Raw genomic sequence first — 26,581 nt, 5'->3', positions numbered from 1 at the left:
AACGTGTCGGTACAACCCGCTCGTTCACAGACCGGTCACGCGTCCCAGGATTTGGGACGCGTGACCGGTCTGCTCAGTATCGGCCAGGTTCTCGCCCGTCTCTCGGGTGACTTCCCCGATCTGAGCAACTCCAAGCTGCGCTTCCTCGAGGAGCAGGGCCTGGTTTCGCCTCAGCGCACCCGGTCGGGCTATCGAAAGTTTTCCGCCGAGGATGTGGAGCGTCTGCGCCTGATCCTCTCGCTTCAGCGTGATCACTACCTTCCGCTGAAGGTGATTCGGGGTTATCTGGCGGATATGGATAACGGCATCACTCCGGTGTTGCCCGGCGGGTCTTCCTCGATGCTGCAGGGCGCGCGCCGCCTTACCCGGGAGTCGCTGCTGTCGACCACGGGTGCGCCGGCCTCGCTGCTGACCGAGGCCGTGAGTGCCGGTCTGATCCCGGCGGGGGAGAGCTACGCCGAGGATGCGGTCACGATGCTCTCGACCCTGGTTGCGCTGTCCCGTCGCGGCATTGAGCCGCGTCACCTGCGCGGATTCCATGCGCAGATCGAGCGCGAGGTGGGGCTGATCGAGCGCTCGGTATCCTCCCTGGCGGCGCGTCCCGATGCCGCCAGCCGCGCCCGCTCGCTCGAGCAGGCCGCCGAGATCGGCGAGGGTTTTGATCGGGTTCGTACGGTGCTGCTGCGCGCGGCCCTGGACCGCCTGCGCCCCTAGGCTCAGCACCGCCTGGGTCACTACGGCATTCGGTGTGCCGTGCCCTGGCCCAATGCGCGGCCCGGGGTTAGACTGATTTTCCCCGGCGACGACACGCCGCCCGGCGGGGTCTCAAGGTCACGGAAGCATTACGGATCGGCCGATTTGGCTCGACACGCCGCACCTTTTTGGGGGGCCTAAGCCGAGAAGTCCGCGGCTGCCGGTAGCGTGGGTTATATCACCCGCCGAAGACTGCAGAAGGGAGCGGGCACATGAACGAACCGGGTTCGGGCACAGGCCCGCGCTACGACCTTGATCCGCTGTTTACGGATGGACTTCCCGAGCTTGATGCCGACGCCGGTTACCGGGGTAACGTCGCCGCTCGCGCTGCGGGGATCACCTATCGTCAGCTCGACTACTGGGCGCGTACCGGCCTGGTAGAGCCCACCATTCGTGGGGCCGCGGGCTCGGGGACGCAGCGTCTCTACGGGTTTCGCGACATCCTGGTACTCAAGCTCGTCAAGCGCCTGCTGGACACCGGAATCTCGCTCCAGCAGATCCGCACGGCGGTCGAGCAGCTGCGCGAGGCCGGGGTCCACGACCTCGCCCAGACCACGCTGATGAGCGATGGTGCCTCGGTTTATCTCTGTACCTCCAACGACGAGGTTATCGACCTGGTGAGCCGTGGCCAGGGCGTGTTTGGCATCGCTGTGGGGAAGGTGCTGCGCGAGGTTGAGTCCACCCTGGTGGAGTTTGATCGTCAGCAGCATGAGCCCTCGGATGAGCTCGCGGCCCGCCGCCGCGGACGGTCCGTTTCCTAGGGGGCCGCGACTCCTCCTCGAGCCAGGGATATCCCTGGCTCGTTTTGTCTGTCCGGATGGTGCTCGGTCCGCGGGAGCAGGGGCGTGCCCACGAGGTCCTCTTTCGGTGCTGAGAGTGAGCTGACCAGTCTCTGAACTTTTCCCGACACGGTCGATTCCTCGGCGTGTCGCGACGCCCGAGCGGCCTGCACGTTTGCGCGAATTGCACCCCGAAAAGGGGCAAAATGAATGTTTTGAGTTCCGCGACGCCGCCTCCATCCGTACCGGCGGACCCGCTAAGGCGCGGGGAACATGCCGAAAACAACGGGATACTGCGTCGCCGGGGTGCCGCCGGCCGGGTACGGCGGGGCCTCCGCACAACAAAACGCGGGCCCGGACCCGAGGGTCCGAGCCCGCATTGACGGGTGTGTCCGGTTAGTCCGCCTGGATCGCGGCGGCGCGGCTGGTCGAGGGCTGGTCGGGCTCGGCGTATTCGCCCACCCGGCCGGTGCGCAGCACACGCTCGAGCAGCTGGTCGAAGTGCTTGGCCATCTCCTGGGCCGAGTCGCCGGGCCAGATGTGGAGCGGCTTGGCCGCGCCCTGGGCCTGCTGCAGCGAGGTGCGCTCGGGCAGCTGGGGGCTCAGCACCAGGGGGCCAAACATGTCCCGCAGCTCCTTGATGCGGAACTGGTGCTCCATCGACTGCGAGCGAACGCGGTTGACGATGATGCCCAGCGGCTGCAGCCGCGGGCTGAGTCCGCGGCGGATCTCCTCGATCGCCCGCAGCGCACGGTCGGCGGCGGCGACCGAGAACAGACCGGGCTCGGTCACCACGCACACGCGGTCGCTGGCCGCCCAGGCCGTACGGGTCAGGGCGTTAAGCGACGGGGCGCAGTCGATGATCACGAGGTCGTAATCGTCTTCGACGTAGGCCAGCGCCTCCTCGAGCTTCCAGATATCCCGGATCGAGGGGTGCGGACCGTCGAAGTTGATGGCCGACGGGCTGCCGATCATCACGTCAAGGGTTCCTGGGTGGGTTTTTGTCCAACCTGAGGGCGCGATCGCCTGACGGACGGTCTTCTCTTTGGGGGACGCCAAAACATCCGCTACATTGAGTCGACCGGCCACCGCGATGTCCATCCCCGTCGAGACGTCGGACTGGGGGTCGAGATCAACCACCAGGGTCCTAACGCCCTTAGCGAAGGCGGCGGAAGCGAGGCCGAGACTAACCGTAGTTTTCCCGACGCCGCCCTTGAGGCTAGAAACGCTAAGTACATGCACAAAACTAGATATTACCTTCACTAAGCTGTCTACACCTAAAACTCGCCTGAAAGATCAGGTAGGCCCCGCTGCCAGAAAGGGTTACATGTTCCAGAAAATTCTCGTGGCAAACCGCGGAGAGATCGCGATTCGCGCCTTCCGCGCCGCATATGAGCTGGGTGCCAAGACCGTTGCCGTCTTCCCGTATGAGGATCGCAACTCGATGCACCGTTTGAAGGCCGATGAGGCGTACCAGATTGGTGAGAAGGGTCACCCGGTACGCGCCTATCTGAACGTGTCGGAGATTATTCGGGTCGCCCTGGAGAGCGGCGCCGATGCAATTTACCCGGGTTATGGCTTCCTGTCCGAAAACCCCGAGCTGGCCGCCCAGGCAGCCGCCCACGGCATCAAGTTCATCGGTCCGGCCAACAATGTGCTGGAGATGGCCGGTAACAAGGTGACCGCCAAGGAGCACGCGATTGCCGCGGGCGTTCCGGTTCTGGTGTCGACCCCCGCCTCGCGGGACATCGAGGAGCTGCTGGCCGGTGCCGAGGGTGTGGGCTTCCCGCTGTTCGCCAAGGCCGTCGCCGGTGGTGGCGGACGAGGCATGCGCCGCGTGGAGACCCTGGCCGAGCTGCGTCCGGCCCTGGAAGAGGCCATGCACGAGGCCGACAGCGCGTTCGGTGACCCCACCATGTTCCTCGAGCAGGCGGTGCTGCGCCCCCGTCACATCGAGGTGCAGATCCTCGCCGACGAGCAGGGCAACGTGATGCACCTGTTCGAGCGCGACTGCTCGGTGCAGCGACGCAACCAGAAGGTTGTCGAGATCGCCCCGGCCCCCAACATCTCCGAGGAGCTGCGTCAGGCCCTCTACCGCGACGCGGTGGCTTTCGCCAAGTCGATCAACTATGCCAACGCCGGCACCGTCGAGTTCCTGGTGGACACCGCCGGGGCGCGCGCGGGTCAGCACGTGTTCATCGAGATGAACCCGCGAATTCAGGTGGAGCACACGGTCACCGAGGAAATCACCGATGTGGACCTCGTTCAGTCGCAGATGCGGATCGCCTCGGGGGAGACCCTGAGCGACCTGGGTCTCGACCAGGACACCCTGGTGATCCGTGGTGCCGCCCTGCAGTGCCGCATCACCACCGAGGACCCCACCCAGGGCTTCCGTCCCGACACCGGCAAGATCACGACCTACCGCTCCCCGGGTGGTGGCGGTATCCGCCTGGATGGTGGAACCATCAACCCCGGCGCGCAGATCAGCCCCCACTTCGACTCGATGCTGGCCAAGCTCACCTGCCGCGGCCGCGACTTTGGTGCCGCGGTGATCCGTGCCCGTCGCGCCCTGGCCGAGTTCCGGATCCGTGGTGTCTCTACCAACATTCCGTTCCTGCAGGCCGTGCTGGATGATCCGTCGTTCGAGGTGGGTGACCTGAGCACCTCGTTCATCGACGAGCGTCCGCAGCTGCTCGCGGGTCGCGTGTCCAAGGACCGCGGAACCAAGATCCTCAACTGGCTGGCCGATGTCACCGTCAACCAGCCCTACGGTCCGCGTCCGAACACCATCGACCCGGCCGAGAAGCTGCCGGCGCTGGATCTGACCATCCCCGCCCCGGCCGGATCGCGTCAGCGCCTGCTCGAGGTGGGCCCGGTGGCCTTCTCCGCCGAGCTGCGCGCGCAGACGGCACTGGGGGTGACCGACACGACCTTCCGTGATGCTCACCAGTCGCTGCTGGCGACCCGCGTGCGTACCCGCGACCTGGTCGCCGTGGCCCCGTATGTGGCCCGGATGACCCCGCAGCTGGTCTCGGTTGAGGCCTGGGGCGGCGCGACCTACGACGTCGCGCTGCGCTTCCTCGGCGAGGACCCCTGGGAGCGTCTGGTCAAGCTGCGTGAGGCGCTGCCGAACGTGGCGATCCAGATGCTGCTGCGCGGCCGGAACACCGTGGGCTACACCCCGTACCCCACCTCGGTCACCGACGCCTTCGTGCGTGAGGCCGCCGAGAGCGGTGTGGATATCTTCCGCATCTTCGACGCGCTGAACGATGTTGAGCAGATGCGTCCGGCCATCGACGCGGTCCTGGCCACCAAGACCGCCGTGGCCCAGGTTGCCCTGTGCTACACCGGCGACCTACTGGACCCGAACGAGGATCTCTACACCCTCGACTACTACCTCAACCTGGCCCAGCAGATCGTGGATGCCGGTGCCCACCAGCTCGCGATCAAGGACATGGCGGGCCTGCTGCGTCCGGCCGCCGCGACCAAGCTCGTAAGCGCCCTGCGGGAGCGTTTCGACGTCCCGGTGGTTGTCCACACCCACGACACCGCCGGCGGCCAGCTGGCGACCCTGCTGGCGGCCTCGCAGGCCGGCGCGGACGCCGTGGACGTGGCCAGCGCCCCGATGTCGGGCACCACCAGCCAGCCCTCGATCTCGGCCCTGGTGGCCGCCCTCGCTCACACCGAGCGCGATGCGGGCATCTCGCTGGCCGCGGTGAGCGACCTCGAGCCCTACTGGGAGGCCGTGCGCCACGTCTACAAGCCCTTCGAGTCCGGTCTGCCGGGCCCGACCGGTCGTGTATACCGCCACGAGATTCCGGGTGGCCAGCTCTCCAACCTGCGTCAGCAGGCCATCGCGCTGGGCCTGGCCGATGACTTCGAGCTGATCGAAGACCTCTACGCCGAGGCCAACCGGATCCTGGGCCGCGTGCCCAAGGTGACCCCGTCCTCCAAGGTGGTGGGCGACCTGGCCCTGCACCTGGCGGCTGTCAAGGCGGACCCGGCGGACTTCGAGGCAAACCCCGAGAAGTACGACATCCCGGACTCCGTGGTGGGCTTCATGGCCGGCGAGCTGGGCGACCTGCCCGGTGGCTGGCCCGAGCCCTTCCGCACCAAGGTGCTGGCCGGACGCAACGTTGACATCTCGATCGCCGAGGTTTCCGAAGCCGACGCCGCACTGCTGGATGGCACCTCCGAGGAGCGTCGTTCGACCCTGAACCGTCTGCTCTTCCCGGCGCCGACCGCGAGCTACGAGCGCAGCCGTGAGCAGTATGGCGACCTGTCGATCCTGGCCACCCTGGACTACCTGTACGGCCTGGAGCCGGGCGGGGAGCACGTGGTGGAGTTCTCCAAGGGTGTGCGTCTGTACGCGGGCCTGGAGGCCATCGGTGCGCCCGACAGCAAGGGTGTGCGTACGGTCATGACGATCCTCAACGGACAGCTGCGTCCGGTGTTTGTTCGGGACCGTTCGATCACCGTGGAAACCGTGGTTGCCGAGAAGGCTGACGCGGGCAATCCCGCCCACGTTGCGGCGCCGTTCTCCGGAGTTGTTACTCTTAAGGGTCAGATTGGTGATGTTGTGGAGGCCGGAACCCCGGTCGCCTCGATTGAAGCGATGAAGATGGAGGCCGCAATTACGGCCTCGATCGCTGGCAAAATTGAGCGGCTCGCAATCTCCGGCACCCAGCAGGTAGAGGCCGGCGATCTGATCGCAGTGATCGGCGCGAGCGCTTAGGCACGAACTATTCGGTTCGTGCTCCCAGAGCTGGAGGCGAAGGACAATGGCACCACAGGCCGATAATGGCGCTGCCATGGACGAGCACGAAATTGAATTACCCCCGATCGATGAACTCGATCCCGGTGCCGTAACGCTCAGCGTTGCGGCACCGGCCACGGTATCGATCCCCGTGGGCGCCGCGCTTGCGCAGTACGCCGACGATGATGACTTTGATGAGGACGTCCTGGAAGACGACCTGGTGAGTGTGGACGGCGAATTTGACGCCGACACCGCCGAACGGCCGAGCCCGCTCTCGGTAGACGATCTGCACGCAGCTGAGGCCGCCGCCGAGGTTGCGCTGGCTGAGCAGCTTGCCGCCGAGCGCGAGGCCGAGGAGGTGCGCGTTGCCGATGAGGCCGAGGCCGCTCGTGTTGCCGAGGAAGCCCGGGTGAATGACGAGGCCGAGGCCGCACGTCGGGCCGAGCAGGACGAGGCCGATCGCCTGGAAGCCGAACAGCGCGCGGCCGATGAGGCCGAGACTGCCCGTCTCGCCGAGGCGGAACGTGCCGCCGAGCAGGCCGAGGCGGATCGCCTGGCCGAGGAGCAGCGTGCGGCCGATGAGGCGCAGGCCGAACACGAAGCCGAGGAACGACGTCTGGCCGAGGAGGCCGAAGCCGAGCGTGAGGCCGAGGAACGTCGCATTGCCGAGCAGGCGGCGACCGAGCGTGCGGCCGAGGAAGCCCGTCTCGCCGAGGAAGCTCGCGTTGCCGAAGAGGCCCGCCTGGCCGAGGAGGCCGAACAGGCTCGTCTCGCCGAGGAGGCTCGCCAGGCCGAGGCGGAACGCCTCGCCGAGGAAAAGCGTGTGGCGGCCGCCGAGGCTGCACGCCTGGCGGAGGAAAAACGTCAGGCCCGCGAGGCCGAGCAGGCCCGCATCGCCGAGCAGAAGCGCGCGGCCAAGGAGGCCAAGCTCGAGCAGAAGCGTGCAGCGAAGGAGGCCAAGGCCGCCCGGATCGCCGAGCAGAAGCAGCAGGCCGCCGAGGCCGCTCGCCTGGCGGAGGAGCAGCGCGCCGCCGAGAAGGCCGAGCGCGAGCGCCTGGCCGAAGAGGCGCGGCTTGCCGAGCAGGCCCGGTTGGCCGAGGAGGCCGAGCAGGCGCGCATCGCCGAGCAGGAGCGTCTGGCCGCGGCAGCCGAAGCCGCCCGCGTGGCCGAGGAAGAGCGTGTTGCTGAGGAAGCCGAAGCGGCGCGTGTGGCCGAGGAAGAGCGTCTGGCTGCGGAAGTCGAAGCGGCGCGTGTGGCCGAGGAGGAGCGTCTGGCTGCGGAAGCCGAAGCCGCCCGTGTCGCCGAAGAGGAACGAGTGGCTGCCGAGGCCGAAGCCGCCCGTGTTGCCGAGGAAGAGCGCGTGGCTGAGGAGGAGCGCGTTGCCGAGCAGGAGCGTCTCGCCGAGGAAGCCCGCGTGGCCGAAGAGGCTCGCGTAGCTGAGCAAGCCGAAGCCGCTCGCCTTGCCGAAGAGGAGCGTCTCGCTGCGGAAGCCGAAGCTGCCCGCGTGGCCGAGGAAGAGCGTCTCGCCGAGGAGGACGAGTTCGAGCGCCTCCTGGCCGAGGAGCGTGCCGCCGAGCAGGCTGCCGCGGCCGAACTGGCCGATGCCGACGACGAGGACGCCGAGATCGAGGCCGAGTACGAGGAGGTTGACGACGAGCACATCGATTCGCCCGCCCGCGACATCGCGGCGGCCGAAACCGACATTGCCGAGGACCCCCACGCATCCGCCGACGTAGAGTCCGATTCGGACCCCATCACCCCGAGTGAGCCCGGCATTGCCGAGTCACTCGACGCCCCCTCCGCCGACGCGGAGCAGAACGACGAAAGCCAGGACATGACCAACCCGTCAGACCGGACCAGCGCCGAGACCACCACCGGGCAGGCCGCCGCCAGCGCCGAGACCACCACCGCCGTGACCACCAAGACGGGGCAGCAGAGCACCGTGCGTCCCACCGGCGAGATCCCCGTGCCCGTGTCTTCGGCCGTGGTCTCCGCCGCCCGTCCCGGCGGCATTCAGCAGCAGGGTAAGGTTGCCGGCCCCGAGTCGGCCGCGCTGCTGACCGCCGACCGTCTGCTGGAGACCCGCCCCTCCAGCCGTCCGGCCCCCGAGGGTTTCTGGCAGCACCTGCTGTACAGCGCCTCCGGTCACCTGATCAACGTGGGTGATGCCAAGGCCGTGCGTGAGCGCAAGGACCTGGACACCAAGATTGGTCGCTCCCTCGGTGGCGAGGCCCGCTTTGTGCCGGTGCTGACTCGCAAGGGTGGCGTGGGCAAGACCACCGTGACCGCCCTGCTGGGCATGGCTCTGGCCGATTCCCGCAGCGACCGCGTGATCGCCGTGGATGCCAACCCCGACCGCGGAACCCTGGCCGAGCGGATCGCGCACCAGAGCCGCTACACCGTGCGTGACGTCGTGCGAGACGCCGAAAACATCGTGGGCTACAACGAATTCTCGGACCTGGTTGCCCGCGACGAGACCCGCCTGGACGTGCTGGCATCGGACACCGACCCGCACCTGTCCGAGGCATTCAACGAGGAAGACTACAACGTGGTCGCCGACCTGGCCGCCCAGTACTACTCGCTGATCCTCACCGACTGTGGCACCGGAATCGTCCACTCGGTCATGAAGGCGACCCTGGGCCGGGCCGACTCGATCATCATCGTCACCGGTGGCAGCGTGGACGACGCCAAGCTGGCCTCGGAAACCCTGAGCTGGCTCGAGGTCAACGGACACGAGGAGCTCGTGCGGAACGCGATTGTGGTGGTCAACGCACCCACTCCGATCAGCCGACTGGTCAAGATCGAGGAGATCGACCGACACTTCGCCTCCCGCGTGCGCGCCCTGGTGCACCTGCCCTACGACCCGCGCCTGGCCGCCGGTTCGGCGATCGACTTTGCCAACCTGGCCCCGGAAACCCGTCTGGCAGCCCGCCAGCTTGCCGCCGCCGTGGTGGAGGGCCTGCCCAGCGGTCGGGAGAACCACCGGTGAGCGAACGCGAGATCCGCATCTTCGGCGACCCCGTCCTGAAGACCGTGTCGGACCCGATCACCCAGATCGATGAGCGGGTGCGCGGCCTGATCCGCGACCTGGTGGACTCGGTCAAGCTGCCCGGCCGCGCCGGGGTGGCCGCCGCCCAGATCGGTGTGAACCTGCGGGCGTTCAGCTACAACGTGGACGGGGTGATCGGCTATGTCATCAACCCCGAGATCACCGAGCTGGCCGGCGAGCTGACCGAGGTAGGGGAGGGCTGCCTCTCGGTGCCCGACCTGTGGTTCCCTACGCCCCGCTACGAGCGCGCCACCGTCACCGGCATCGACCTGGACGGCAACCCGATCACCATCTCCGGTGAGGGACTGCTCGCCCAGGCGCTGCAGCATGAGACCGACCACCTCAACGGCATGCTCTACCTCGACCGGCTGAGCAAGGAAAACCGTCGTAAGGCAATGCGTGAGGTGCGCGAGAGCACCTGGTTCTAACCCCCGCGAAAACGCCCGTGGCCCATCCTCGTGAGGATGGGCCACGGGCGTTTTGCCGCTCGGGCTAGGGCAGAGACACGCTCTGGGTGGGGGTCTTGGCATAGATGCCGTCGATGACCCCGGCGAAGTCGTGCAGGATCTCGCCGCGCTTGATGCTGAGCTTCGGGGTCAGGTGGCCGCTGGCCTCGGTGAACTCGGTGCTCAGGATCACGAACTTACGGATCGACTCGGCGCGCGACACCCGGGTGTTGGCGGCGTCGATCGCCCGCTGAATCTCGGCCAGGACGGCCGGGTTCGTGGCGGCCTGGGCGATGTCCAGGCTCTCGTCCTGCCCGTTGTTCTTGAGCCAGGTGGGGAGCATGTCGCGATCCAGGGTGATCAGGGCGGAGATGAAGGGGCGCTGATCGCCCACCACCACCACCTGGCCGACCAGCGGGTTGGCGCGGATCGGGTCCTCCAGCGCGGCCGGGGAGACGTTCTTGCCACCCGCGGTCACGATGATTTCCTTCTTCCGGCCGGTGATGCGCAGGAAGCCGTCCTCATCCAGGGTGCCGAGATCGCCGGTGCGGAACCACCCGTCGTCGAAGGCGGCGGCGGTGGCCTCGGGATTGTTCCAGTAGCTCTGGAAGACACACACGCCGCGCACCTCAACCTCGCCGTCCTCGGCGATGCGAATGGCGTTACCGGGCAGCGGGGGACCGACGGTCCCGATGCGTGCGGTCCGGGCGCGGTTCACGGTGGCCGGGGCGGTGGTCTCGGTCAGGCCATAGCCTTCGAGGATGGTGATCCCCAGCGCGTGGAAGAAGTGACCCAGGCGCGGGCCCAGCGGGGCCGAGCCGGACACCGCGTACTTGATCCGGCCACCCATGGCCGCGCGCAGCTTGCTAAAAACCAGCTTGTCAAACAGCGCGAAGCGCAGCTTGAGCCCGAAGGGAACCGAACCGGATTCCAGCGCGGTGGAGTACTCGACCGCGGTGTCGGCGGCCTTGCGGAAGATCTTGCCCTTACCGCCGGCCTCGGCCTTCTGCTCGGCCGAGTTGTACACCTTCTCGAATACCCGCGGTACCGCGAGCAGGAAGGTCGGGTGGAACGAGCCCAGCGACTCAACCAGCTTGGTGGTGTCGGGCTGGTGGCCGGTCTTGACCCCCGAGTACACGGTGAGCACCGAGATGAAGCGGGCGAACACGTGGGCGGTGGTGATGAAGAGCAGCGTGGAGGCATCGGGCATGTTGACCACCTCGGCCAGGTCCACGGCCGAGTTGCGGGTGAGTTCCACGAAGTTGGAGTGGGTCAGCACGCAGCCCTTGGGACGTCCGGTCGAGCCCGAGGTGTAGATGAGGGTGGCCATGTCCTCGCCGCGCGCCAGGTTGCGGCGGCGCTCGATCTCCTCATCGGGGACCTCGGCGCCGGCCACGATCAGCTTCTCGATCGCGCCCAGGTGCATCTGCCACACCTGTCCGATCTCGGGCAGCTCGGGGTGGACCTCATCGAACTTGGCGAAGTGTTCGGGGCTCTCCACGATCAGCGCGGTGGCACCCGAATCGCTGAGGATCCACTGGATCTGACTCGGCGAGCTGGTCTCGTAGATGGGGACCAGAATGGCTCCGGCGAACCAGGTCGCGAAGTCGATCAGGGTCCACTCATAGCGGGTCTTGGCGAGCAGTCCGATCTTCTGACCCGGCTCGATTCCGGCGGCAACCAGGCCCTTGGCCAGGGCGGTCACGCGATCCAAAAATTCGGCAGCGCTGATGTCTTCCCACTCGCTGTCACCACGGGGGACGGCAAACAGCGCACGGTCGGGGGTGAGTCGCACTCGCTCAATCAGCAAATCGGTGGTGTTGGCTTCCGGATCTGCGGGGACGACGGCGGGTATCTCGATCTGAGCCACGGTATCTCCTTTGGTACCAGTTGGAATCGGGTACACCCCACCTTAGTTCGCAAAACGCAGGTTGGGTGAAAACGTAACCGAGTTCCCAGCGAGAATCATGAACGTTTTGCCGAATATCGGCGTGGTCGTGCGGGGCGCGCCGGGGGCCACTAAACTCGACCAGGGCGTTAATACCCAGACAGCCCGAGGAAAGGTTTTGCGCAGCATGCATGCAGTCGGTATCGACATTGGTGGCACGAAGATCGCGGGTGCGGTTGTAGACGAGCAGGGCAACATTGTGGCCGCCCGCCGAGTACCCACCGATGCGTCGGACGTGAAGAGCATCGAGGACGCCGTTGTCGCGATGGTGGAAGACCTGCGCCAGGAGTTTGAGGTGTCCGCCGTGGGTGTGGCCGCCGCCGGCTTTATCGACGCCGCCCAGTCGGAGATCTACTACGCACCGAACCTGGCGTGGCGCAACGAGCCCTTCCGCGACAAGCTGCAGGCCCGGATCGACCTGCCCGTGATCATCGAGAACGACGCCAACGCCGCCGGCTGGGCCGAGTTCGTCCACGGTGCCGGCGCACTCACCAGCGACATGGTCATGCTGACCATCGGAACCGGCGTGGGTGGCGCGGTTGTGCTGAACGACCGCCTGCTGCGCGGTGGGTTTGGCGTGGGTGGCGAGCTCGGTCACATCCGCCTGATCCCCGACGGGATCCAGTGTGGCTGTGGCGTACACGGCTGCTTTGAGCCCTATGGCTCGGGCCGCGCCCTGCAGCGCTACTGCGAGGAGATCGCCGACACCCAGGCCGACGGCATTGGTGCCGAGCTGGCCCGCGTGCGCGCCGAGAACGGCGGCGAGCTCAACGGTTCGCTGATCTCCCAGCTGAGCCAGGCCAAGGACCCGGGTGCCCTGGAGGCCCTGCGCATCCTCGGTACCTACATCGGAACCGCCGCTGCCTCGCTGGGCGCCGTGCTGGACCCGCAGCTCTTCGTGATCGGCGGCGGCGTCGCCCAGGCCGGGGAGGACCTGCTGGGTCCGATCCGCGAGGCCTATCGCGCCCACCACCCCGCTCACGGTTTCCACCCCGAGGCCACCTTCGTGATCGCCGAGCTCGTGAACGATGCCGGTGTCGTGGGTGCCGCCGATATCGCACGTCGCTATGCCGAGGGCATACCGGCCTAGGCGTTTTCGCCGTACGACGTGCACCCGGGAGCAATTGCCCCCGGGTGCACGCCTGTTTTGAGGCCCACGCGCTATGCTCGAACGATCCGGCAACCGAAATAAGGTCCCCATGTTTTATCGGTTTATGAAGCTGTTCATCATCGCCCCCATCCTCAAGCCCCTCTTCCGGGTCTGGGTTGTGGGTGCCGAAAACGTGCCGACCCACGGTGCCGCGATCCTCGCCAGCAACCATCTCTCGGTGGTGGACTCGATCTTCCTGCCGCTGTATCTGCGCCGCCGGGTCACCTTCCTGGCCAAGAGCGACTACTTCACCGGGAAGGGCCTCAAGGGCTGGCTGGTGAAGCACTTCATGTTGGCCACCGGTCAGCTTCCGATCGACCGCTCGGGGGGCAAGGCGTCCGAGGCGGCGCTGAACACGGGTCTGCGGGTGCTCTCCGAGGGGGACCTGATGGCGATCTACCCCGAGGGGACCCGCAGCCCGGACGGGCGCATGTATCGTGGTCGCACCGGGGTAGCCCGGATGGTCCTGGAATCCGGGGTGCCGGTGATTCCGGTCGCGATGATCGACACCGAGAAGGCCCAGCCGCTGGGTAAGGCCCTGCCGCGTCCGCGCCGCCTGGGCATCATCATCGGAGAGCCGCTGGACTTCAGCCGCTTCGAGGGAATGGCCAGCGACCGATTTGTGTTGCGTTCGGTAACCGACGAGCTGATGAGCGAAATGCAGCGATTGAGCCGTCAGGAGTATGTAGATGTGTACGCCACGACGATGAAAAACAAGACCGCCTCAACTACCCGCTAGGCTGGGTATCGCTGGCCCCAATTGGTCGGCCAGGTAAGACATCAACAACAGATATAGGAAGTGCCGTGGGAAATCCATTAGAGCCGGTTGTGCAAGCAGATGACGCTGTGATTGCCGGGCTGGACTATTGGCGCGAGCTTCCGATCAAGCAGCAGCCAAACTGGCCGGACAAGGACGCCGTCGCGCGCGCCTCGGCCACCATTTCGACCCTGCCCCCGCTGGTGTTTGCCGGAGAGGTAGACGTGCTGCGTGATCGCCTGGCCGCCGCCGCGAGTGGACACGCGTTCCTGCTCCAGGGTGGCGACTGCGCCGAGACCTTCGCCGGGGCCACCGCCGATCAGATCCGCGACCGCGTCCGCACCCTGCTGCAGATGGCCGTGGTGCTCACCTACGGTGCCTCGATGCCCGTGGTCAAGATGGGCCGGATGGCCGGCCAGTTTGCCAAGCCCCGTTCGAGCGATGACGAGACCCGCGATGGCGTGACCCTGCCCGCCTACCGAGGCGACATCGTCAACGGCTACGACTTCACCCCGGAGTCGCGCACCGCGAACCCCGAGCGTCTGGTGCAGGGTTACCACACCGCTGCGTCCACCCTCAACCTGGTGCGCGCCTTCACCCAGGGCGGTTTCGCCGACCTGCGCGAGGTGCACCGCTGGAACCAGGGCTTCGCCGCCAACCCGGCCAACGCACGCTACGAGAAGCTGGCCAAGGACATCGACCGGGCCATCCGGTTCATGGAGTCCGCCGGAGCCGACTTCGACTCGCTGCGCGGGGTGGAGTTCTACACCGGCCACGAGGGTCTGCTGATGGACTACGAGCGCCCGATGACGCGGATCGATTCGCGCACCGGAACCCCGTACAACACCTCCTCGCACTTCATCTGGATCGGCGAGCGGACCCGCGAGATCGACGGCGCACACGTCGACTTCCTCTCCCGCGTCCGCAACCCGATCGGTGTGAAGCTGGGGCCCACCACGAGCGTGGACGACATGCTGCGCCTGGTGGACAAGCTGGACCCGAACCGCGAGCCGGGTCGCCTGACCTTCATCACCCGGATGGGTGCGGGCAAGATCCGCGACGCCCTGCCTCCGCTGCTGGAAGCCATCAAGGCCTCCGACGCGACCCCGCTGTGGGTCACCGACCCGATGCACGGCAACGGCTTCTCGACCCCCAACGGCTACAAAACCCGTCGTTTCGACGACGTGGTGGACGAGGTCAAGGGCTTCTTCGAGGCGCACCGTCAGGTGGGCACGTTCCCCGGTGGTATCCACGTGGAACTCACCGGAGACGACGTGACCGAGTGCCTGGGTGGCGCCGAGCACATCGATGAGGCCGACCTGGCTACCCGCTACGAGTCGCTGTGTGACCCGCGTCTGAACCACAAGCAGTCCCTCGAACTCGCGTTCCTGGTGGCCGAGGAGCTGGCCGCGCGCAACGCGTAACCCGCTCAGAAACGGCGATGGCCCACGTTCCCGAGGGAACGTGGGCCATCGCCGTTTTCGCGCCCTACGAGGGCACCGGGACTCCCGCCGCTACCGCTGGCGGACACCGGGGCTCCCGCCGCTAGCGCTGGCGGTCGCGTGCCCCGCGACGCTGGATCCACTTTGCGGCCAGCCCGCCACCCACAATCACCAGGGCATAGCCCACCAGGATCAGCCAGGACCAGTCATCGGGCACCACATAGGCGAGACCCCAGAGCGCCAGAAGCGCGGCCACACCAACGATCAAAAGCGTTCGAAAGCGGCGCATGGGTGGGGCCTAGAAGTTGGCCTGGATGGTTACGGCCGCGCCGCGCTTGATCTTGGTTCCGGCGGCCGGGTCGGTGCCGGCCACGGTGAAGGAATCACCCAGCAGATCGGCCACGGCCTGGGGAATCCCCGACTTCACCGTCACGGTGAAGCCGGCGTCTTCCAGGGCCTTCTTAGAGGCCTTGACGGGCTTGCCGGTCACGTCGGGGACGGCGACCAGGTCGGGGCCGAGGGAGACCACCAGGGTCACCGTGCCGCCGACGTCGGGAACCACCCCGGCGCGCAGCTCGCTCACCGCGATCACGCTGCCCGCGGGTACGGTGTCGCTGAACTCGGTCTTGTTTTCGCTGGCTACCACGAGGCCCACGCCGGTCAGGGCGCTACGGGCGGCATCCTCGGCGAGCCCGCTCACCGGGGGAATCGGCCCGGCGGACACCGAGAAGTCGAGGGTCTGGCCCCACTGGGTCTCACCGGTCTCGGTGATGTCGGTGCCTCCCACGCTGGCACCCAGAATGTTGCCGGCGGCAACCTTGCTGGAGTAGTGCTTGGTGATGGTGCCCTCGGTGAGGTTGTTTTCGGCCAGGATCGGACGCAGTTCCTCGAGGGACTTGCCCCCCAGCGCGCCGAGGGACACATTCTTGAGGCCCAGGGAGACAGTGATCTTCACCACCCGATCCTTATCGATCCGGGCCGGGCCGGCGGGGTCGGTGGAGATCACCGTGTCGGCGGGCACGGTGAGGGAGTATTCCTCGGCCCGCTCGGTCTTGATCTCGGCCTTTTTCAGGGTGTCGAATGCCTCGGCCGCGGGCTTGCCCACGAGGTTGGGCACATCCAGCAGTCCGCCGGGGCCGAAACCGAAGTACCAGCCGGCGGTTCCGGAACCGACGCCCAGGATGAGCACCAGCAGCAGGACCCACCAGCCGCGCTTGGCGCGACGGTTGGAACGCACGCTGAGCGCGGAGGTCTGATCATGGGGATCCACAGGCCCGGTGCGCACGCTCGGCGAGGTGAGCACGCGGGTCACGTCGGCGCCGTCGTTCGCCCCGAGCAGGGCCGGGAACACGGTGGTGGCCACGGCGGTCGGGGTCGGGGGTGTCGGAGTCGAGTGCGACAGACCCAGGTGACGCTCAACCTCACGCAGGCGCTCAAGCAGCTCCCCGGCATCGCTGGGGCGCTCCTCGGGCTCACGCTCGGTGCACCACAGCACCAGGTCGTCGAGGTCCGCGGGGACCTGGGCCACCTTGGCACTCGGCCGCGGGACCGACTCGTTGGCGTGCTGGTAGGCGATCTGCATCGGCTGCTCGCCCTGGTAGGGCTGCTCGCCGGTCAGCATCTCGTACATCATGATGCCGAGCGCGTAGATGTCGCTGCGGGCGTCAGCCTCGCCGCGGGTCACCAGCTCGGGGGAGAGGTAGGCGATTGTGCCGAGCAGGGCCTGGCCGCTGCCGGTCTGCGCGGTCACCGCTCGGGCGAGCCCGAAGTCACCGATCTTGATCCGGCCATCGTCGGCCAGCAGCACGTTTTCGGGCTTGAGGTCGCGGTGCACGATGCCGCTGCGGTGGGCGGCGGCGAGGCCACTGGTCACCGCATCCATGATGTCGATGACCTGACGGGCCGTCAGCCGGCCATGATCGCGCAGCAGGTCGCGCAGGGTGATGCCCGGCAGGTACTCCATGACCAGGTAGGCCATGTCGGCGTCCTGGCCCTGGTCGAACACGCTGACCACGTTGGGGTCGGCCAGGCGAGCGGCCGAACGAGCCTCCTGGATGAAGCGGTTTTTGAAGTTGGTGTCGTCGGAGAGGTGCCCGTGCATGACCTTGAGGGCGACCCGGCGCTCCAGGCGCAGGTCGGTGGCCAGGTACACGGTGGCCATGCCGCCACGGGCGATACGCGAGCGCACCTGATAGCGGTCATCAATCAGACGACCGATCAGGGGATCGGGAAGTGGGCTGGACGTCACGGGACAAGTTTACGGTCAGAGCTGCGTGGACCCTGTACAAAACACCCCGTGGCGCGGTGTGGCGGCCGGAAATCGGCCTGCGGGATGACGTTTCGGCCGTCCAGGGGGACGGGATCGCGGCATTTTCGGCAAAAAATGACCGCGTGTCGCGCCCAAAGTGGGCTCTCGGGTGTCGCGCGTGTAAGACTTGTCACGTGACCGATGTATATGCACAGCGTGAGTGGCTCGCAATGCCCGAGCTGGTAGAGATTCTTGACCAGACCCCGAGCCGGATTCGCCGGCTGATTGAGGACAAGCACCTGCTTGGAATCAAGCGAAACGGTGTCCTGAGTGTCCCCGCGGACTTCCTGAAGGACGGTGAGCCGCTGGTACACCTGCGCGGCACCCTGTTCCTGCTCGAGGACGCCGGCTTCAGCACCGAGGAGGCCATGGAGTGGCTGCTCTCCGAGGAGGAGACCCTGGGCGTGGCCCCGATCGATGCGCTGATCTCCGGTCGCAAGACCGAGGTGCGTCGCATCACCCAGGCCCTCGCCTAACCCCAGACAACACACCGCCGCGCACCCCATGGTGCGCGGCGGTTTTGTGTGTGCGGGCTAGGCGCTGCGGCTGCTCATCTTGAGGGCGAGCGCGTCCAGGGCCGATCGGGCCTCGGTGCCGAGACCGGAATCGGTCAGCACCGCCCGGCCGTTAGCCACGCTCTCGGCGATGATGGTCTCCACCGCGGCCACCGCGCCGGTTTCCTGCATCAGGGCCTGCAGCGCGAGGATGTCCTCATCGCTCAGATCCGGGTTGCCGATCTGGGAATCAAAGCGAGCACGCTCGGCCTCGGGCAGCTCGCGCCGGGTCAGCGCCACCAGCAGGGTGCGCTTGCCCTCGCGCAGGTCGTCGCCGCTGGGCTTGCCGGTGACCCGGGCATCCCCGAACACCCCAAGAATGTCGTCGCGCAGCTGGAAGGCTGTTCCCACGCTCAGGCCGTAGGCGCGCAGCGCGGCAAGCTGGGTTTCCGACCCGCCGGCGACACTTGCCCCCAAAGCGAGGGGTACTTCCACGCTGTACTTGGCCGACTTATAGGTCAGAATCTGGCGTGCCCGGGTGATCAGCTCGTCATCGGAGTGACCAAACCAGGCGCTCTCCTCCAGTACGTCGAGGTACTGTCCGGCGGTCACGTCGGTGCGCATGTTCTGGTACTCGGCGCGCGCCGCCGCATCGTTTTCGCGGGGGAGCGCGGCGAGAGTGTTGTACATCAGCTCGTCGCTCCAGCTGAGCAGCATGTCGCCAAAGAGGATGGCCGCGCCACGCCCGAATGCCGCGTGGTCGCCGCGCCAGTTTGCCTCGGCCGAGAGCGCCTCAAACCGGCGGTGAATGGCCGGTTCTCCGCGGCGGGTGTCGGAGTTATCCAGGATGTCATCGTGGACCAGGGCTGCCGCGTGGAAGATCTCCAGGGCCGCCCCCACTCCCAGAATGATGTCCCGCGCGGCGGGATCATCCGGGTTCGTCGCGGGATTGCTCGCCCGCACGCCGTGCCAGCCCCAGAAGGCAAAGATTGCCCGGAAGCGCTTGCCCCCACTGAGGAATTTCTGGGAGTACGTCGAGAACGTGGAGAGGTCGGGGGCAATCCGCGCCAGAATAGATTCATGCTCGATCAGAAACTGATCGATGCGGAGCTGGAGCTGGTCACGGAGGTGCTCGGTTTCGTTCACGCGTCTAGCTTAGCTTTCCCTGGGCGGCTAGAGTGAGAGGGCGCACTTGCGCATTAGGTTGATGGAGGAGGCGATCGGAATGCCGCTATCCGAGCAGGAGCAGCGTCTTCTTGACGAGATGGAGCGTAGCCTGTACGGGCATGACGCAGATTTTGTATCGACCGCGGGTAGTAAACGTGGGCGTCCGAGCTATCGCAGCATCGCGCTGGGCGCGCTGCTGGCAATCGTCGGAATCGGCGGATTGATCGTCGCGGTCATGCTCAAGCAGCCACTGTTTGGCATCGTCGGCTTCGCCGCGATGCTCGCGGGTGTGCTGGTAGCCATCACCCCCTCGAAGAAGGCGGCCCCCACCGCGGCCCCCTCGGGTGAGTTCTTCGCCCAGCCGGCCAAGGCCAAGGGTGGATCTTCCTCCTCGCCGTCCAGCTCGTTCATGGATCGCATGGGGGAGCGCTGGGATCGTCGCGACGGCGGCGAGCAGTAGCCCCACCGGATTTTTTGACATGGGTCACCCTTCGGGGTGGCCCATGTTTGTTTGTGCGGGCAGGGTGAGCGGAGATCGTGGGAGGGACGGAACGCCCTGATCTCCGACCCCCTCCACTCGCCTCCCCGGCCTCCTTCGAGATCCTTCCCCGCCTCTCCCTCCACTGTCCTCCCCGGAGCCCTCCCGGCCCCCTCCACCCTCCTCCCCGGCACCCTCCACGCCCCTCCACTTGATCTGTGGAGGGTATTTTTTTGCCCAAAATCGGGCATATACAGACACATAGACTCGCTGAGCGGATTTAACGCTCCATTTCCCTCCACTTTCACAGGTCGCGTATTTACTGGCCTTCCGGCGCGTTAAATTGAAAAATTAGGTTTGGTTCCTAGGAAAGTGGTAGGGGGTGGAGTAAAGTGGGGGCAAGCGGTGGAGGTCGTCCGATCGGGGGAGGGAGCTGGAGACATGTTTCTCGGTACCTATGCCCCGAAGTTGGATGAAAAAGGCCGCCTGATCCTGCCGGCCAAGTTTCGCGAGGAACTCGCCGGCGGGGTGGTGATGACCCGTGGCCAGGAACGCTGCATCTACGTGTTCAGTACTCGAGAGTTCGAGGACATGCACACCAAGATTCGGCAGGCCCCGGTGACCAGCAAGCAGGCCCGTGACTATCTGCGTGTGTTCCTTTCGGGGGCGAGCGCCGAGACTCCGGACAAGCAGAACCGCATCACGGTTCCCTCGGCACTGCGTAACTACGCCGGGTTGAGCCGCGAACTCACCGTCATCGGTGCGGGTAGCCGCGCCGAGATCTGGGACACCGAAGCCTGGGAGGCCTATCTGGCCGAGCAGGAAGCGGCGTTCGCCGACACCGCCGAGGAGGTGATTCCGGGACTGTTCTAGTCCCTGCACCCCGACCCCCCGCCGTTCACCAACGTGCCGACGCCCCTTCCCTGGCGGCGGGACGGAGCGGATGGGGATCAGGCCCCAGGGATTGCCCACCGGGCACCGGAAGAAAACACTATGGAACTCGACAAGATTCATACCCCCGTACTCCTCGAGCGTTGTCTCGAGCTGCTCGACCCCGCGCTGTCCAAGCCCGGGGCCTGGGCGATTGACGCGACCCTCGGCATGGGTGGGCACTCGCTCGCGATGCTGACCCGCTACCCGAACCTCAACCTGATCGGCCTGGACCGCGACCCGCAGGCGCTGGAGATTGCCGGCACCCGGCTCGCCGCCGTGGCCGACCGGGCCCACCTCGTACACACCGTCTATGACGGCATCGAGGGTGCCCTGGAGAGCGCCGGGGTCTCCGGCGTCGACGCGATCCTGTTTGACCTCGGCGTCTCCTCGCTGCAGCTGGACCGCGCCGAGCGCGGCTTCTCCTATGCCCAGGATGCACCGCTGGACATGCGCATGGACGGGACCAGCGAGCTCACCGCCGAGATTATCCTGGCGACCTACCGCGAGGGCGACCTGCGGCGCATCTTCGAGGACTTCGGCGAGGAAAAGCTTGCCGGCCGCTATGCCCGGGCGATCATCGCCGCGCGTAACGAGGCCCCGATCACCCGCTCGGGTCAGCTCGTGCAGATTCTGCAGGACGCGACCCCCGCCGCGGTCTCCCGCAACGGCCACCCGGCCAAGCGGGTCTTCCAGGCCCTGCGGATCGAGGTCAACACCGAACTCAGCGTGCTGGCGGCGGCGATTCCCGCCGCGCTGGACGCGCTGAACGTGGGCGGACGCATCGTGGTGCTGTCCTATCAGTCCCTCGAAGACCGCATCATCAAGCGTTTGTTTGCCAAGGCCACGGCGTCTACCGCGCCGGCCGGCCTGCCCATGGAGCTGCCCGAACACGCGGCACGCTTCCGGCTCCTGGTTCGTGGCGCCGAGCTTGCCTCGGAGGCCGAGATCGAAGAAAACCCCCGCGCGAAGCCGGTTCGGCTGCGCGCGGCAGAACGAGTACGTGAGGGCTGATCATGAGTGAAAACCTGGCACGCAACGATTTCGCGTGGGACGTTACCGCCGCACCGGTCGAGGCACCCGAGCGCGGCCGGGAACGGCCGCTGCGCGCGGTCTCCCCGGGTACCCGCGCCCAGGCCAAGCCCAAGCTGCTCTACGCGTTTATGGCGCTCGGGGCGATCGGCGCGATTGTGCTGACCCAGATCCTGCTCAGCGTGGGCCTCAGCCAGGGGGCCTATGAGCTCAATGCGCTGCAGAAGGAACACCGCGAGCTGGGCTGGCAGAGCCAGTCGGTTGGCACCGACCTGGCGGCGATCTCCTCACCCCAGTACATCGCCGCCAACGCCCAGGCGCTCGGCATGACCTTCGGCGGAACCCCCGCCTATATCTCGCTGAAGACCGGCGAGGTCACCGGAACCGCCGCGGGCACCGGCCCGGTCAAGCAGGTTCCGGCCAACTCGATCCAGAACTCGATGATCCAGGGGGCGCCCATCGCGACCGCCGGGGGAGACGTTGTGATCAACTCGGGCGCGGCAAACGCTCCCGCGGGCCCGGCCAACGTATCGTTGGATGCGGGACTTCCGTCGCCGAAGACCCACTAGTTTCACGCGGCAACCTCGGTTATCGCGCGGGCCTCGCCCGCACCCACCGGTTCGCGTAGCCCGCGCTATGCGAACCGGTACCGTGTCGTCATCCTCGCCCTCCGCCTCGGGGGACGCAACTGAGGAGAAAATGTTCCAGGTGTTTGCATGACCTCATCGGCAATGTCCACCAGGCGGCGACTCGTCGCGGTCCTGATCGTGGTGGCCCTGATCCTGGCCGGGTTTGTTGCCCGGCTGGTTGATATTCAGGTGGTGCGGGCCGAGAGCCTGGTCGCCGACTCGCTGGAAAAGATGGGTGGCTCCAGCACCATCTACGCGCCGCGCGGAAACATCGTGGACTCCAACGGCGCCGTGCTGGCCTCCAGCATCGCCCAGTTTGAGATCACCACCTCGCCGAAGGATGTGAAGGCCTTCGACCGCAAGGACGGCAAGAAGACCGTCAAGATTTCGGTGGAGCAGGCCATCGCCGAGATCGCCGCGGTCCTCGCGGTGGACCCGGCAACCCTGCAGGCCAAGATCGACGACGCGCTGGCGAAGAATAAGGACGCGGCCTACGCGCTGCTGGCCGAAAAGGTCAGCTACGACCAGTTCGCCAAGATCCGCGCGATGAATGTCCCGTGGCTCTATATTCGCCAGACCTTCGGCCGGGTGTACCCCAACGGGGCCGTCGCCGGAAACATCGTCGGCTTTGTCGGGGCCGATAACCAGGGTCAGGCCGGCATGGAGCTGAGCGCCGAACAGTGCCTCGAGGGCACCGATGGGCGCCAGCAGTTCCAGCAGTCCAAGGACCGCGTGCCGCTGCCGGGTACCACCGAGACCGTGACCGAGGCCAAGCCCGGTGGAACCCTCAAGCTCACCCTGGACAAGGACCTCAACTGGACCCTGCAGCAGCTGGTGGCCTCGCAGGTGGCCGACACCAAGGCCGAGTACGGCATCGCGATGGTCACCGAGGTCAAGACCGGCAAGATCCGGGCGATCGCCGAGGCCCCCAGCGTGGACCCCGGTAACGTCGACGGCACCCCGGCCGAGTTCCGCGGATCCCGCGCGTTCCAGGTGCCGTTTGAGCCCGGTTCGATCTTCAAGCCACTGACCGCCGCGATGCTCGTGGATGCCGGCCTCGCCGACCACAACACGCAGGTCGTGGCACCCTACCGCTACCACCCCAAAAACGGTGCCAGCATCAAGGACGCCCTGCCGCATGAGGACGAGCGCCTGACCATGAGCGGCGTGCTGCAGCAGTCCTCCAACACCGGCCTGAGCATCCTCGGCGAGAAGATGCCCGACGAACAGCGCTACGAGTACCTGAAGAAGTTCGGGATCGGCCAGTCCACCGACATTAAGTTCCCCGGTCAGTCCTCGGGTGTGTTGCACCCGGTGGACAAGTGGGACAACCAGACCAAGTACGTGACCATGTTCGGTCAGGGACTCTCGACCACCGCCGTGCAGATGGCCCAGATTTACCAGGGCATCGCCAACGACGGTGTGATGAAGCCGCTCGAGCTGGTGGAGGGCTGCTCCTATCCCGACGGCACCGTGACCGATGCCCCGGCAAAGACCGATGGGGAGCGGATTCTCTCCGCGAGCGCCGCCAAAGAAACGATCGGTATGATGGAGACCGTGGTTACCGACGGATTCCTTGCCGACCAGCTGCGCATGCCCGGCTACCGGGTCGCGGCGAAGTCCGGTACCGGTGAGCAGTTCGTGGATGGCCAGCTGCAGACCACGTTCGTGGCCTCGATGGCGGGCATGTTCCCGGCTGATGACCCCCAGTACGTGGTCACCGTCCACCTGAAGTCTCCGCTGACCTACCGTTCCTCGGCCGCGGCCGCTCCGCTGTTCAAGGAGATCGTCGCCCAGGTCATCAAGAAGTACGGCATCCCGCCGTCGACCACCACCCCGCCCGGTTGGAAGGGCACCTACTAACACGCGCCGCCCGCACCCCGAGGCAAACGGGGGTGCGGGTCAGACTCAACACGGCCACACCCCGGCCCGTGTGCACGAAAGATCGTAAACACCATGATTGCTTTGACCCTCACCGAGATCACCGAGATTGTTGGAGGTGAACTCCACAGCACCCCCACCACGCTCTCGGCGACCGACACCGTTTCGGGACTCGTCGACACCGACTCGCGGCTGATCCGGCCCGGCGACATCTTCGTGGCCAAGCCCGGGGAGGTCACCGACGGACACAACTTCGTGGGCACCGCCCTGGCCGCCGGCGCCGCGCTGGCGCTGACCGAGCGTGTGGTGGACGAGGACATCGCCCAGATCGTGGTTGCCGACGTCGTGGTGGCCATCGCCGATCTGGCCCGCGCGGTGGTTGCCCGGGTTCGCGCCGAGGGCAACCTCAAGGTGGTGGGTATCACCGGCTCCAACGGCAAGACCACGACCAAGAACATGCTGAACGCGATCCTCTCGGCCCAGGCCGAGACGGTGGCCCCGCGCGCCTCCTTCAACAACCACGTGGGCGCGCCGCTGACGATCCTGCGCACCACCTATGACACCCGTTTCCTGATCATCGAGATGGGTGCGAGCCACGTGGGCGATATCGCCCGCCTGGTCTCGATCGCCAAGCCCGATGTGGGCATCGTCCTCAAGGTGGGCCTGGCCCACGCCGGCGAATTTGGCGGCGTGGAGCGCACGGTTCTGGCCAAGAGCGAAATGGTTACCGAACTGACACCTTCGGACGTGGCCATCCTGAACGCCGATGATTATCGGGTCATGGGCATGGCGGAAAAGACCGTCGCCCGGGTACGCACCTTCGCGATGGACACCGACCAGGCGACCTTCGGTGCCCGGGGCGTGGAGAGCACCCGCACCGGCACCGACTTTGTGCTGCACACCGAATCCGGTGCCGAGTATCCGGTTCACCTGCGCATCCTCGGTGAGCACCACGTGTACAACGCGCTGGCCGCGCTGAGCGCCGCCGACGCGCTCGGGATCGCACTCGAGGACGCGATCGCCGCCCTGGGAACACTGGCCCGCGCCGAGCGCTGGCGGATGGAGGTCCTCGGCGGCCGCGACGACGTCACGATCATCAACGACGCCTATAACGCGAGCCCCGATTCGATGGCCGCCGCGATCCGCACCCTGGCCCAGATCACCCCGCGAGACCGGCGCACGGTCGCGGTTTTGGGGGTGATGACCGAACTCGGCGAAATCGCCGGGGACGAGTACGACCGTATTGCGTTGCAGCTGGTCCGCCTCAATATTTCCCAGCTGGTGGTGGTGGGTCAGGCGGCCCGTCGCCTGCACATCACGGCCATCAATGAGGGCTCGTGGGACGGGGAGTCGGTATATTGTGAGGAGGCAGATGCGGCGTTCGAGTATCTGTCCACCGCGATCCGACCCGGAGACACGGTGCTTGTTAAGTCCTCCAATTCGGCGGGCCTGCGACTACTCGGCGACCGACTGGGAGAATTTTTCACGTGCTAGCACTGCTCTTGGCCGTTGTCCTATCAATGGTCTTCTCCCTCACACTGACCCCGGTCTTTGTGAAGCTGTTCCATAAGCTCCAGTGGGGCCAGTTCATCCGCAGCGATGGGCCCCAGTCGCACCACTCCAAGCGGGGAACCGCCACGATGGGCGGCATCGTCATCATCATCGGCACCCTGTTTGGCTACTTCATCGCCAAGCTGGTGACCGGAGAGACGGTCTCCGTTTCCGCGCTGCTGGTGCTCTTCATGATGGTGGGCCTCGGACTCGTGGGCTTCACCGATGACTTCCTCAAGGTTCGCAAGCAGCAGAGCCTGGGCCTGGGCGGTTGGTCCAAGATCGCCGGTCAGCTGGTGGTGGCCGTGGCCTTCGGGATCATGGCGATCAACTTCGCCAACTCCAACGGCGTGACTCCGGCAAGCACCGCGATCTCCTTCACCCGGGATCTGAACTTCGACCTGATCTTCGCCGGTCCGTTTATCGGATACGCGCTCTACCTGGTCTGGACCTCCTTCCTGGTGGTGGGAACCTCCAACGGTGTTAACCTCACCGACGGTCTGGATGGTCTGGCCACCGGTGCCACCATCCTGGCGCTGGGCTCCTACATCATCATCGGGTTCTGGCAGTTCAACCAGTCCTGCTTCAACCCCGCCCTGGCCACCGGCGTGGCCCATAAGTGCTACAACGTGCGTGACCCGCTGGACCTGGCCATCGTCGCCGCCGCCATCGCCGGCGCGCTGATCGGATTCCTCTGGTGGAACACCTCGCCGGCCGATATCTTCCTGGGGGACACCGGTTCGCTCGCCCTCGGTGGTGCGGTGGTGGCCCTGGCCATCCTGACCCACACCGAGCTGCTGCTGATCCTGATCGGTGGCCTGTACGTGATCGAGGCCGGATCGGTCATCATCCAGCGGGCCTACTTCAAGGCCACCCACGGCAAACGCATCTTCCTGATGTCACCCATTCATCACCACTTCGAACTCAAGGGCTGGGCCGAGGTGACCGTGGTGGTCCGCTTCTGGATCGTCGCCGGGCTGCTGTGTGCCGCCGGTGTCGGAGTGTTTTACCTCGAGTGGTTCTACCGCTAG

General features: G+C 66.5%; 21 protein-coding genes. 16 read left to right on the top strand and 5 right to left on the bottom strand.

Annotation, left to right across the window (positions count from 1 at the left end; translation table 11 throughout):
- The first annotated feature begins 3 nt into the window (after positions 1 to 3).
- Both C7C57_RS09445 and C7C57_RS09440 read left to right on the top strand, forming a co-directional pair.
- The gene (locus C7C57_RS09445) at positions 4 to 714 is read left to right on the top strand and encodes a MerR family transcriptional regulator (RefSeq protein ID WP_187978427.1); all 711 of its coding nucleotides are present in this window, start codon (positions 4 to 6) and stop codon (positions 712 to 714) included.
- 251 nt (positions 715 to 965) lie between these two features.
- Positions 966 to 1,514 (top strand): MerR family transcriptional regulator, encoded by a 549-nt coding sequence (locus tag C7C57_RS09440; RefSeq protein WP_030143303.1) that lies wholly within the window; start codon positions 966 to 968, stop codon positions 1,512 to 1,514.
- A gap of 414 nt (positions 1,515 to 1,928) precedes the next feature.
- Here C7C57_RS09440 and C7C57_RS09435 read toward each other — a convergent pair whose 3' ends face one another.
- The gene (locus tag C7C57_RS09435; RefSeq protein ID WP_187976205.1) at positions 1,929 to 2,774 is read right to left on the bottom strand and encodes a ParA family protein; all 846 of its coding nucleotides are present in this window, start codon (positions 2,772 to 2,774) and stop codon (positions 1,929 to 1,931) included.
- 85 nt (positions 2,775 to 2,859) lie between these two features.
- Here C7C57_RS09435 and C7C57_RS09430 point away from each other — a divergent pair, with 85 nt between their 5' ends.
- The 3 genes from C7C57_RS09430 (at position 2,860) to def (ending at position 9,765) form a co-directional block, all read left to right on the top strand.
- On the top strand, positions 2,860 to 6,267 hold the full coding sequence (locus C7C57_RS09430) for a pyruvate carboxylase (protein WP_187976204.1): 3,408 nt from the start codon (positions 2,860 to 2,862) through the stop codon (positions 6,265 to 6,267).
- Positions 6,268 to 6,343: 76 nt separating this feature from the next.
- Positions 6,344 to 9,277, top strand: a complete 2,934-nt coding sequence (locus C7C57_RS15975) for an AAA family ATPase (RefSeq protein ID WP_370581405.1) — start codon at positions 6,344 to 6,346, stop codon at positions 9,275 to 9,277.
- A complete protein-coding gene (gene def / locus C7C57_RS09420) occupies positions 9,274 to 9,765 on the top strand; it encodes a peptide deformylase (RefSeq protein ID WP_187976203.1) in 492 nt (163 codons plus the stop codon). Before C7C57_RS15975 ends, def begins: the two co-directional genes overlap by 4 nt.
- A gap of 64 nt (positions 9,766 to 9,829) precedes the next feature.
- Here the strand turns inward: def and C7C57_RS09415 are convergent, their stop codons facing one another.
- Positions 9,830 to 11,653 carry a long-chain fatty acid--CoA ligase gene (locus tag C7C57_RS09415; protein WP_187976202.1) on the bottom strand — a complete coding sequence of 608 codons (1,824 nt, stop codon included), beginning with the start codon at positions 11,651 to 11,653 and terminating at the stop codon, positions 9,830 to 9,832.
- Positions 11,654 to 11,858: 205 nt separating this feature from the next.
- Between C7C57_RS09415 and C7C57_RS09410 the strand changes: the two genes are divergently transcribed.
- The 3 genes from C7C57_RS09410 to C7C57_RS09400 all read left to right on the top strand — a co-directional run bounded on the left by C7C57_RS09410 (position 11,859) and on the right by C7C57_RS09400 (position 15,062).
- Positions 11,859 to 12,821, top strand: coding sequence for an ROK family glucokinase (locus tag C7C57_RS09410; RefSeq protein WP_030143308.1), 963 nt, complete (start codon positions 11,859 to 11,861; stop codon positions 12,819 to 12,821).
- A gap of 109 nt (positions 12,822 to 12,930) precedes the next feature.
- Positions 12,931 to 13,620 (top strand): 1-acyl-sn-glycerol-3-phosphate acyltransferase, encoded by a 690-nt coding sequence (locus C7C57_RS09405; protein WP_030143309.1) that lies wholly within the window; start codon positions 12,931 to 12,933, stop codon positions 13,618 to 13,620.
- Between the two features lie 107 nt (positions 13,621 to 13,727).
- Positions 13,728 to 15,062 carry a class II 3-deoxy-7-phosphoheptulonate synthase gene (locus C7C57_RS09400; RefSeq protein ID WP_121688462.1) on the top strand — a complete coding sequence of 445 codons (1,335 nt, stop codon included), beginning with the start codon at positions 13,728 to 13,730 and terminating at the stop codon, positions 15,060 to 15,062.
- Between the two features lie 121 nt (positions 15,063 to 15,183).
- Here C7C57_RS09400 and C7C57_RS09395 read toward each other — a convergent pair whose 3' ends face one another.
- A complete protein-coding gene (locus tag C7C57_RS09395) occupies positions 15,184 to 15,369 on the bottom strand; it encodes a hypothetical protein (protein ID WP_187976201.1) in 186 nt (61 codons plus the stop codon).
- A gap of 9 nt (positions 15,370 to 15,378) precedes the next feature.
- The gene (pknB, locus tag C7C57_RS09390; protein ID WP_187976200.1) at positions 15,379 to 17,328 is read right to left on the bottom strand and encodes a Stk1 family PASTA domain-containing Ser/Thr kinase; all 1,950 of its coding nucleotides are present in this window, start codon (positions 17,326 to 17,328) and stop codon (positions 15,379 to 15,381) included.
- Between the two features lie 194 nt (positions 17,329 to 17,522).
- Between pknB and C7C57_RS09385 the strand changes: the two genes are divergently transcribed.
- Positions 17,523 to 17,864, top strand: coding sequence for an Rv2175c family DNA-binding protein (locus tag C7C57_RS09385; protein ID WP_030143313.1), 342 nt, complete (start codon positions 17,523 to 17,525; stop codon positions 17,862 to 17,864).
- A gap of 57 nt (positions 17,865 to 17,921) precedes the next feature.
- Here C7C57_RS09385 and C7C57_RS09380 read toward each other — a convergent pair whose 3' ends face one another.
- On the bottom strand, positions 17,922 to 19,028 hold the full coding sequence (locus tag C7C57_RS09380; protein WP_187976199.1) for a polyprenyl synthetase family protein: 1,107 nt from the start codon (positions 19,026 to 19,028) through the stop codon (positions 17,922 to 17,924).
- 79 nt (positions 19,029 to 19,107) lie between these two features.
- On the opposite strand from C7C57_RS09380, the gene C7C57_RS09375 reads away from it, so the two are divergent.
- From C7C57_RS09375 to mraY, 7 genes are all read left to right on the top strand, one after another.
- Positions 19,108 to 19,509 (top strand): DUF3040 domain-containing protein, encoded by a 402-nt coding sequence (locus C7C57_RS09375; protein ID WP_030143315.1) that lies wholly within the window; start codon positions 19,108 to 19,110, stop codon positions 19,507 to 19,509.
- Between the two features lie 459 nt (positions 19,510 to 19,968).
- Complete coding sequence (gene mraZ, locus C7C57_RS09370) at positions 19,969 to 20,400, top strand: division/cell wall cluster transcriptional repressor MraZ (protein ID WP_030143316.1); 432 nt, start codon at positions 19,969 to 19,971, stop codon at positions 20,398 to 20,400.
- Positions 20,401 to 20,520: 120 nt separating this feature from the next.
- Positions 20,521 to 21,471 (top strand): 16S rRNA (cytosine(1402)-N(4))-methyltransferase RsmH, encoded by a 951-nt coding sequence (gene rsmH, locus C7C57_RS09365; protein ID WP_030143317.1) that lies wholly within the window; start codon positions 20,521 to 20,523, stop codon positions 21,469 to 21,471.
- Positions 21,472 to 21,473: 2 nt separating this feature from the next.
- Positions 21,474 to 22,058 (top strand): hypothetical protein, encoded by a 585-nt coding sequence (locus C7C57_RS09360; protein ID WP_187976198.1) that lies wholly within the window; start codon positions 21,474 to 21,476, stop codon positions 22,056 to 22,058.
- Positions 22,059 to 22,205: 147 nt separating this feature from the next.
- Positions 22,206 to 23,981, top strand: a complete 1,776-nt coding sequence (locus C7C57_RS09355) for a penicillin-binding protein 2 (RefSeq protein WP_187976197.1) — start codon at positions 22,206 to 22,208, stop codon at positions 23,979 to 23,981.
- Positions 23,982 to 24,074: 93 nt separating this feature from the next.
- A complete protein-coding gene (gene murF, locus C7C57_RS09350; RefSeq protein WP_187976196.1) occupies positions 24,075 to 25,493 on the top strand; it encodes a UDP-N-acetylmuramoyl-tripeptide--D-alanyl-D-alanine ligase in 1,419 nt (472 codons plus the stop codon).
- Positions 25,487 to 26,581, top strand: coding sequence for a phospho-N-acetylmuramoyl-pentapeptide-transferase (gene mraY, locus C7C57_RS09345; RefSeq protein WP_030143321.1), 1,095 nt, complete (start codon positions 25,487 to 25,489; stop codon positions 26,579 to 26,581). Before murF ends, mraY begins: the two co-directional genes overlap by 7 nt.

The sequence above is a fragment of the Mycetocola sp. JXN-3 genome, from assembly GCF_014522285.1.
GTDB classification, from domain to species: Bacteria; Actinomycetota; Actinomycetes; order Actinomycetales; family Microbacteriaceae; genus Mycetocola; species Mycetocola saprophilus.
Note: the sequence above shows the minus strand (reverse complement) of the source record. Positions and strands in the feature narration are given on the sequence as shown.

What these genes read in the sequence shown, in the direction of transcription:
- C7C57_RS09440 (WP_030143303.1), top strand. Translation starts at nt 966, where the DNA reads ATGAACGAACCGGGTTCGGGCACAGGCCCGCGCTACGACCTTGATCCG.
- C7C57_RS09430 (WP_187976204.1), top strand. Translation starts at nt 2,860, where the DNA reads ATGTTCCAGAAAATTCTCGTGGCAAACCGCGGAGAGATCGCGATTCGC.
- C7C57_RS15975 (WP_370581405.1), top strand. Translation starts at nt 6,344, where the DNA reads ATGGACGAGCACGAAATTGAATTACCCCCGATCGATGAACTCGATCCC.
- C7C57_RS09410 (WP_030143308.1), top strand. Translation starts at nt 11,859, where the DNA reads ATGCATGCAGTCGGTATCGACATTGGTGGCACGAAGATCGCGGGTGCG.
- C7C57_RS09405 (WP_030143309.1), top strand. Translation starts at nt 12,931, where the DNA reads ATGTTTTATCGGTTTATGAAGCTGTTCATCATCGCCCCCATCCTCAAG.
- C7C57_RS09395 (WP_187976201.1), bottom strand. Translation starts at nt 15,369, where the DNA reads ATGCGCCGCTTTCGAACGCTTTTGATCGTTGGTGTGGCCGCGCTTCTG.
- C7C57_RS09375 (WP_030143315.1), top strand. Translation starts at nt 19,108, where the DNA reads ATGCCGCTATCCGAGCAGGAGCAGCGTCTTCTTGACGAGATGGAGCGT.
- mraZ (WP_030143316.1), top strand. Translation starts at nt 19,969, where the DNA reads ATGTTTCTCGGTACCTATGCCCCGAAGTTGGATGAAAAAGGCCGCCTG.
- rsmH (WP_030143317.1), top strand. Translation starts at nt 20,521, where the DNA reads ATGGAACTCGACAAGATTCATACCCCCGTACTCCTCGAGCGTTGTCTC.
- C7C57_RS09360 (WP_187976198.1), top strand. Translation starts at nt 21,474, where the DNA reads ATGAGTGAAAACCTGGCACGCAACGATTTCGCGTGGGACGTTACCGCC.
- C7C57_RS09355 (WP_187976197.1), top strand. Translation starts at nt 22,206, where the DNA reads ATGACCTCATCGGCAATGTCCACCAGGCGGCGACTCGTCGCGGTCCTG.
- murF (WP_187976196.1), top strand. Translation starts at nt 24,075, where the DNA reads ATGATTGCTTTGACCCTCACCGAGATCACCGAGATTGTTGGAGGTGAA.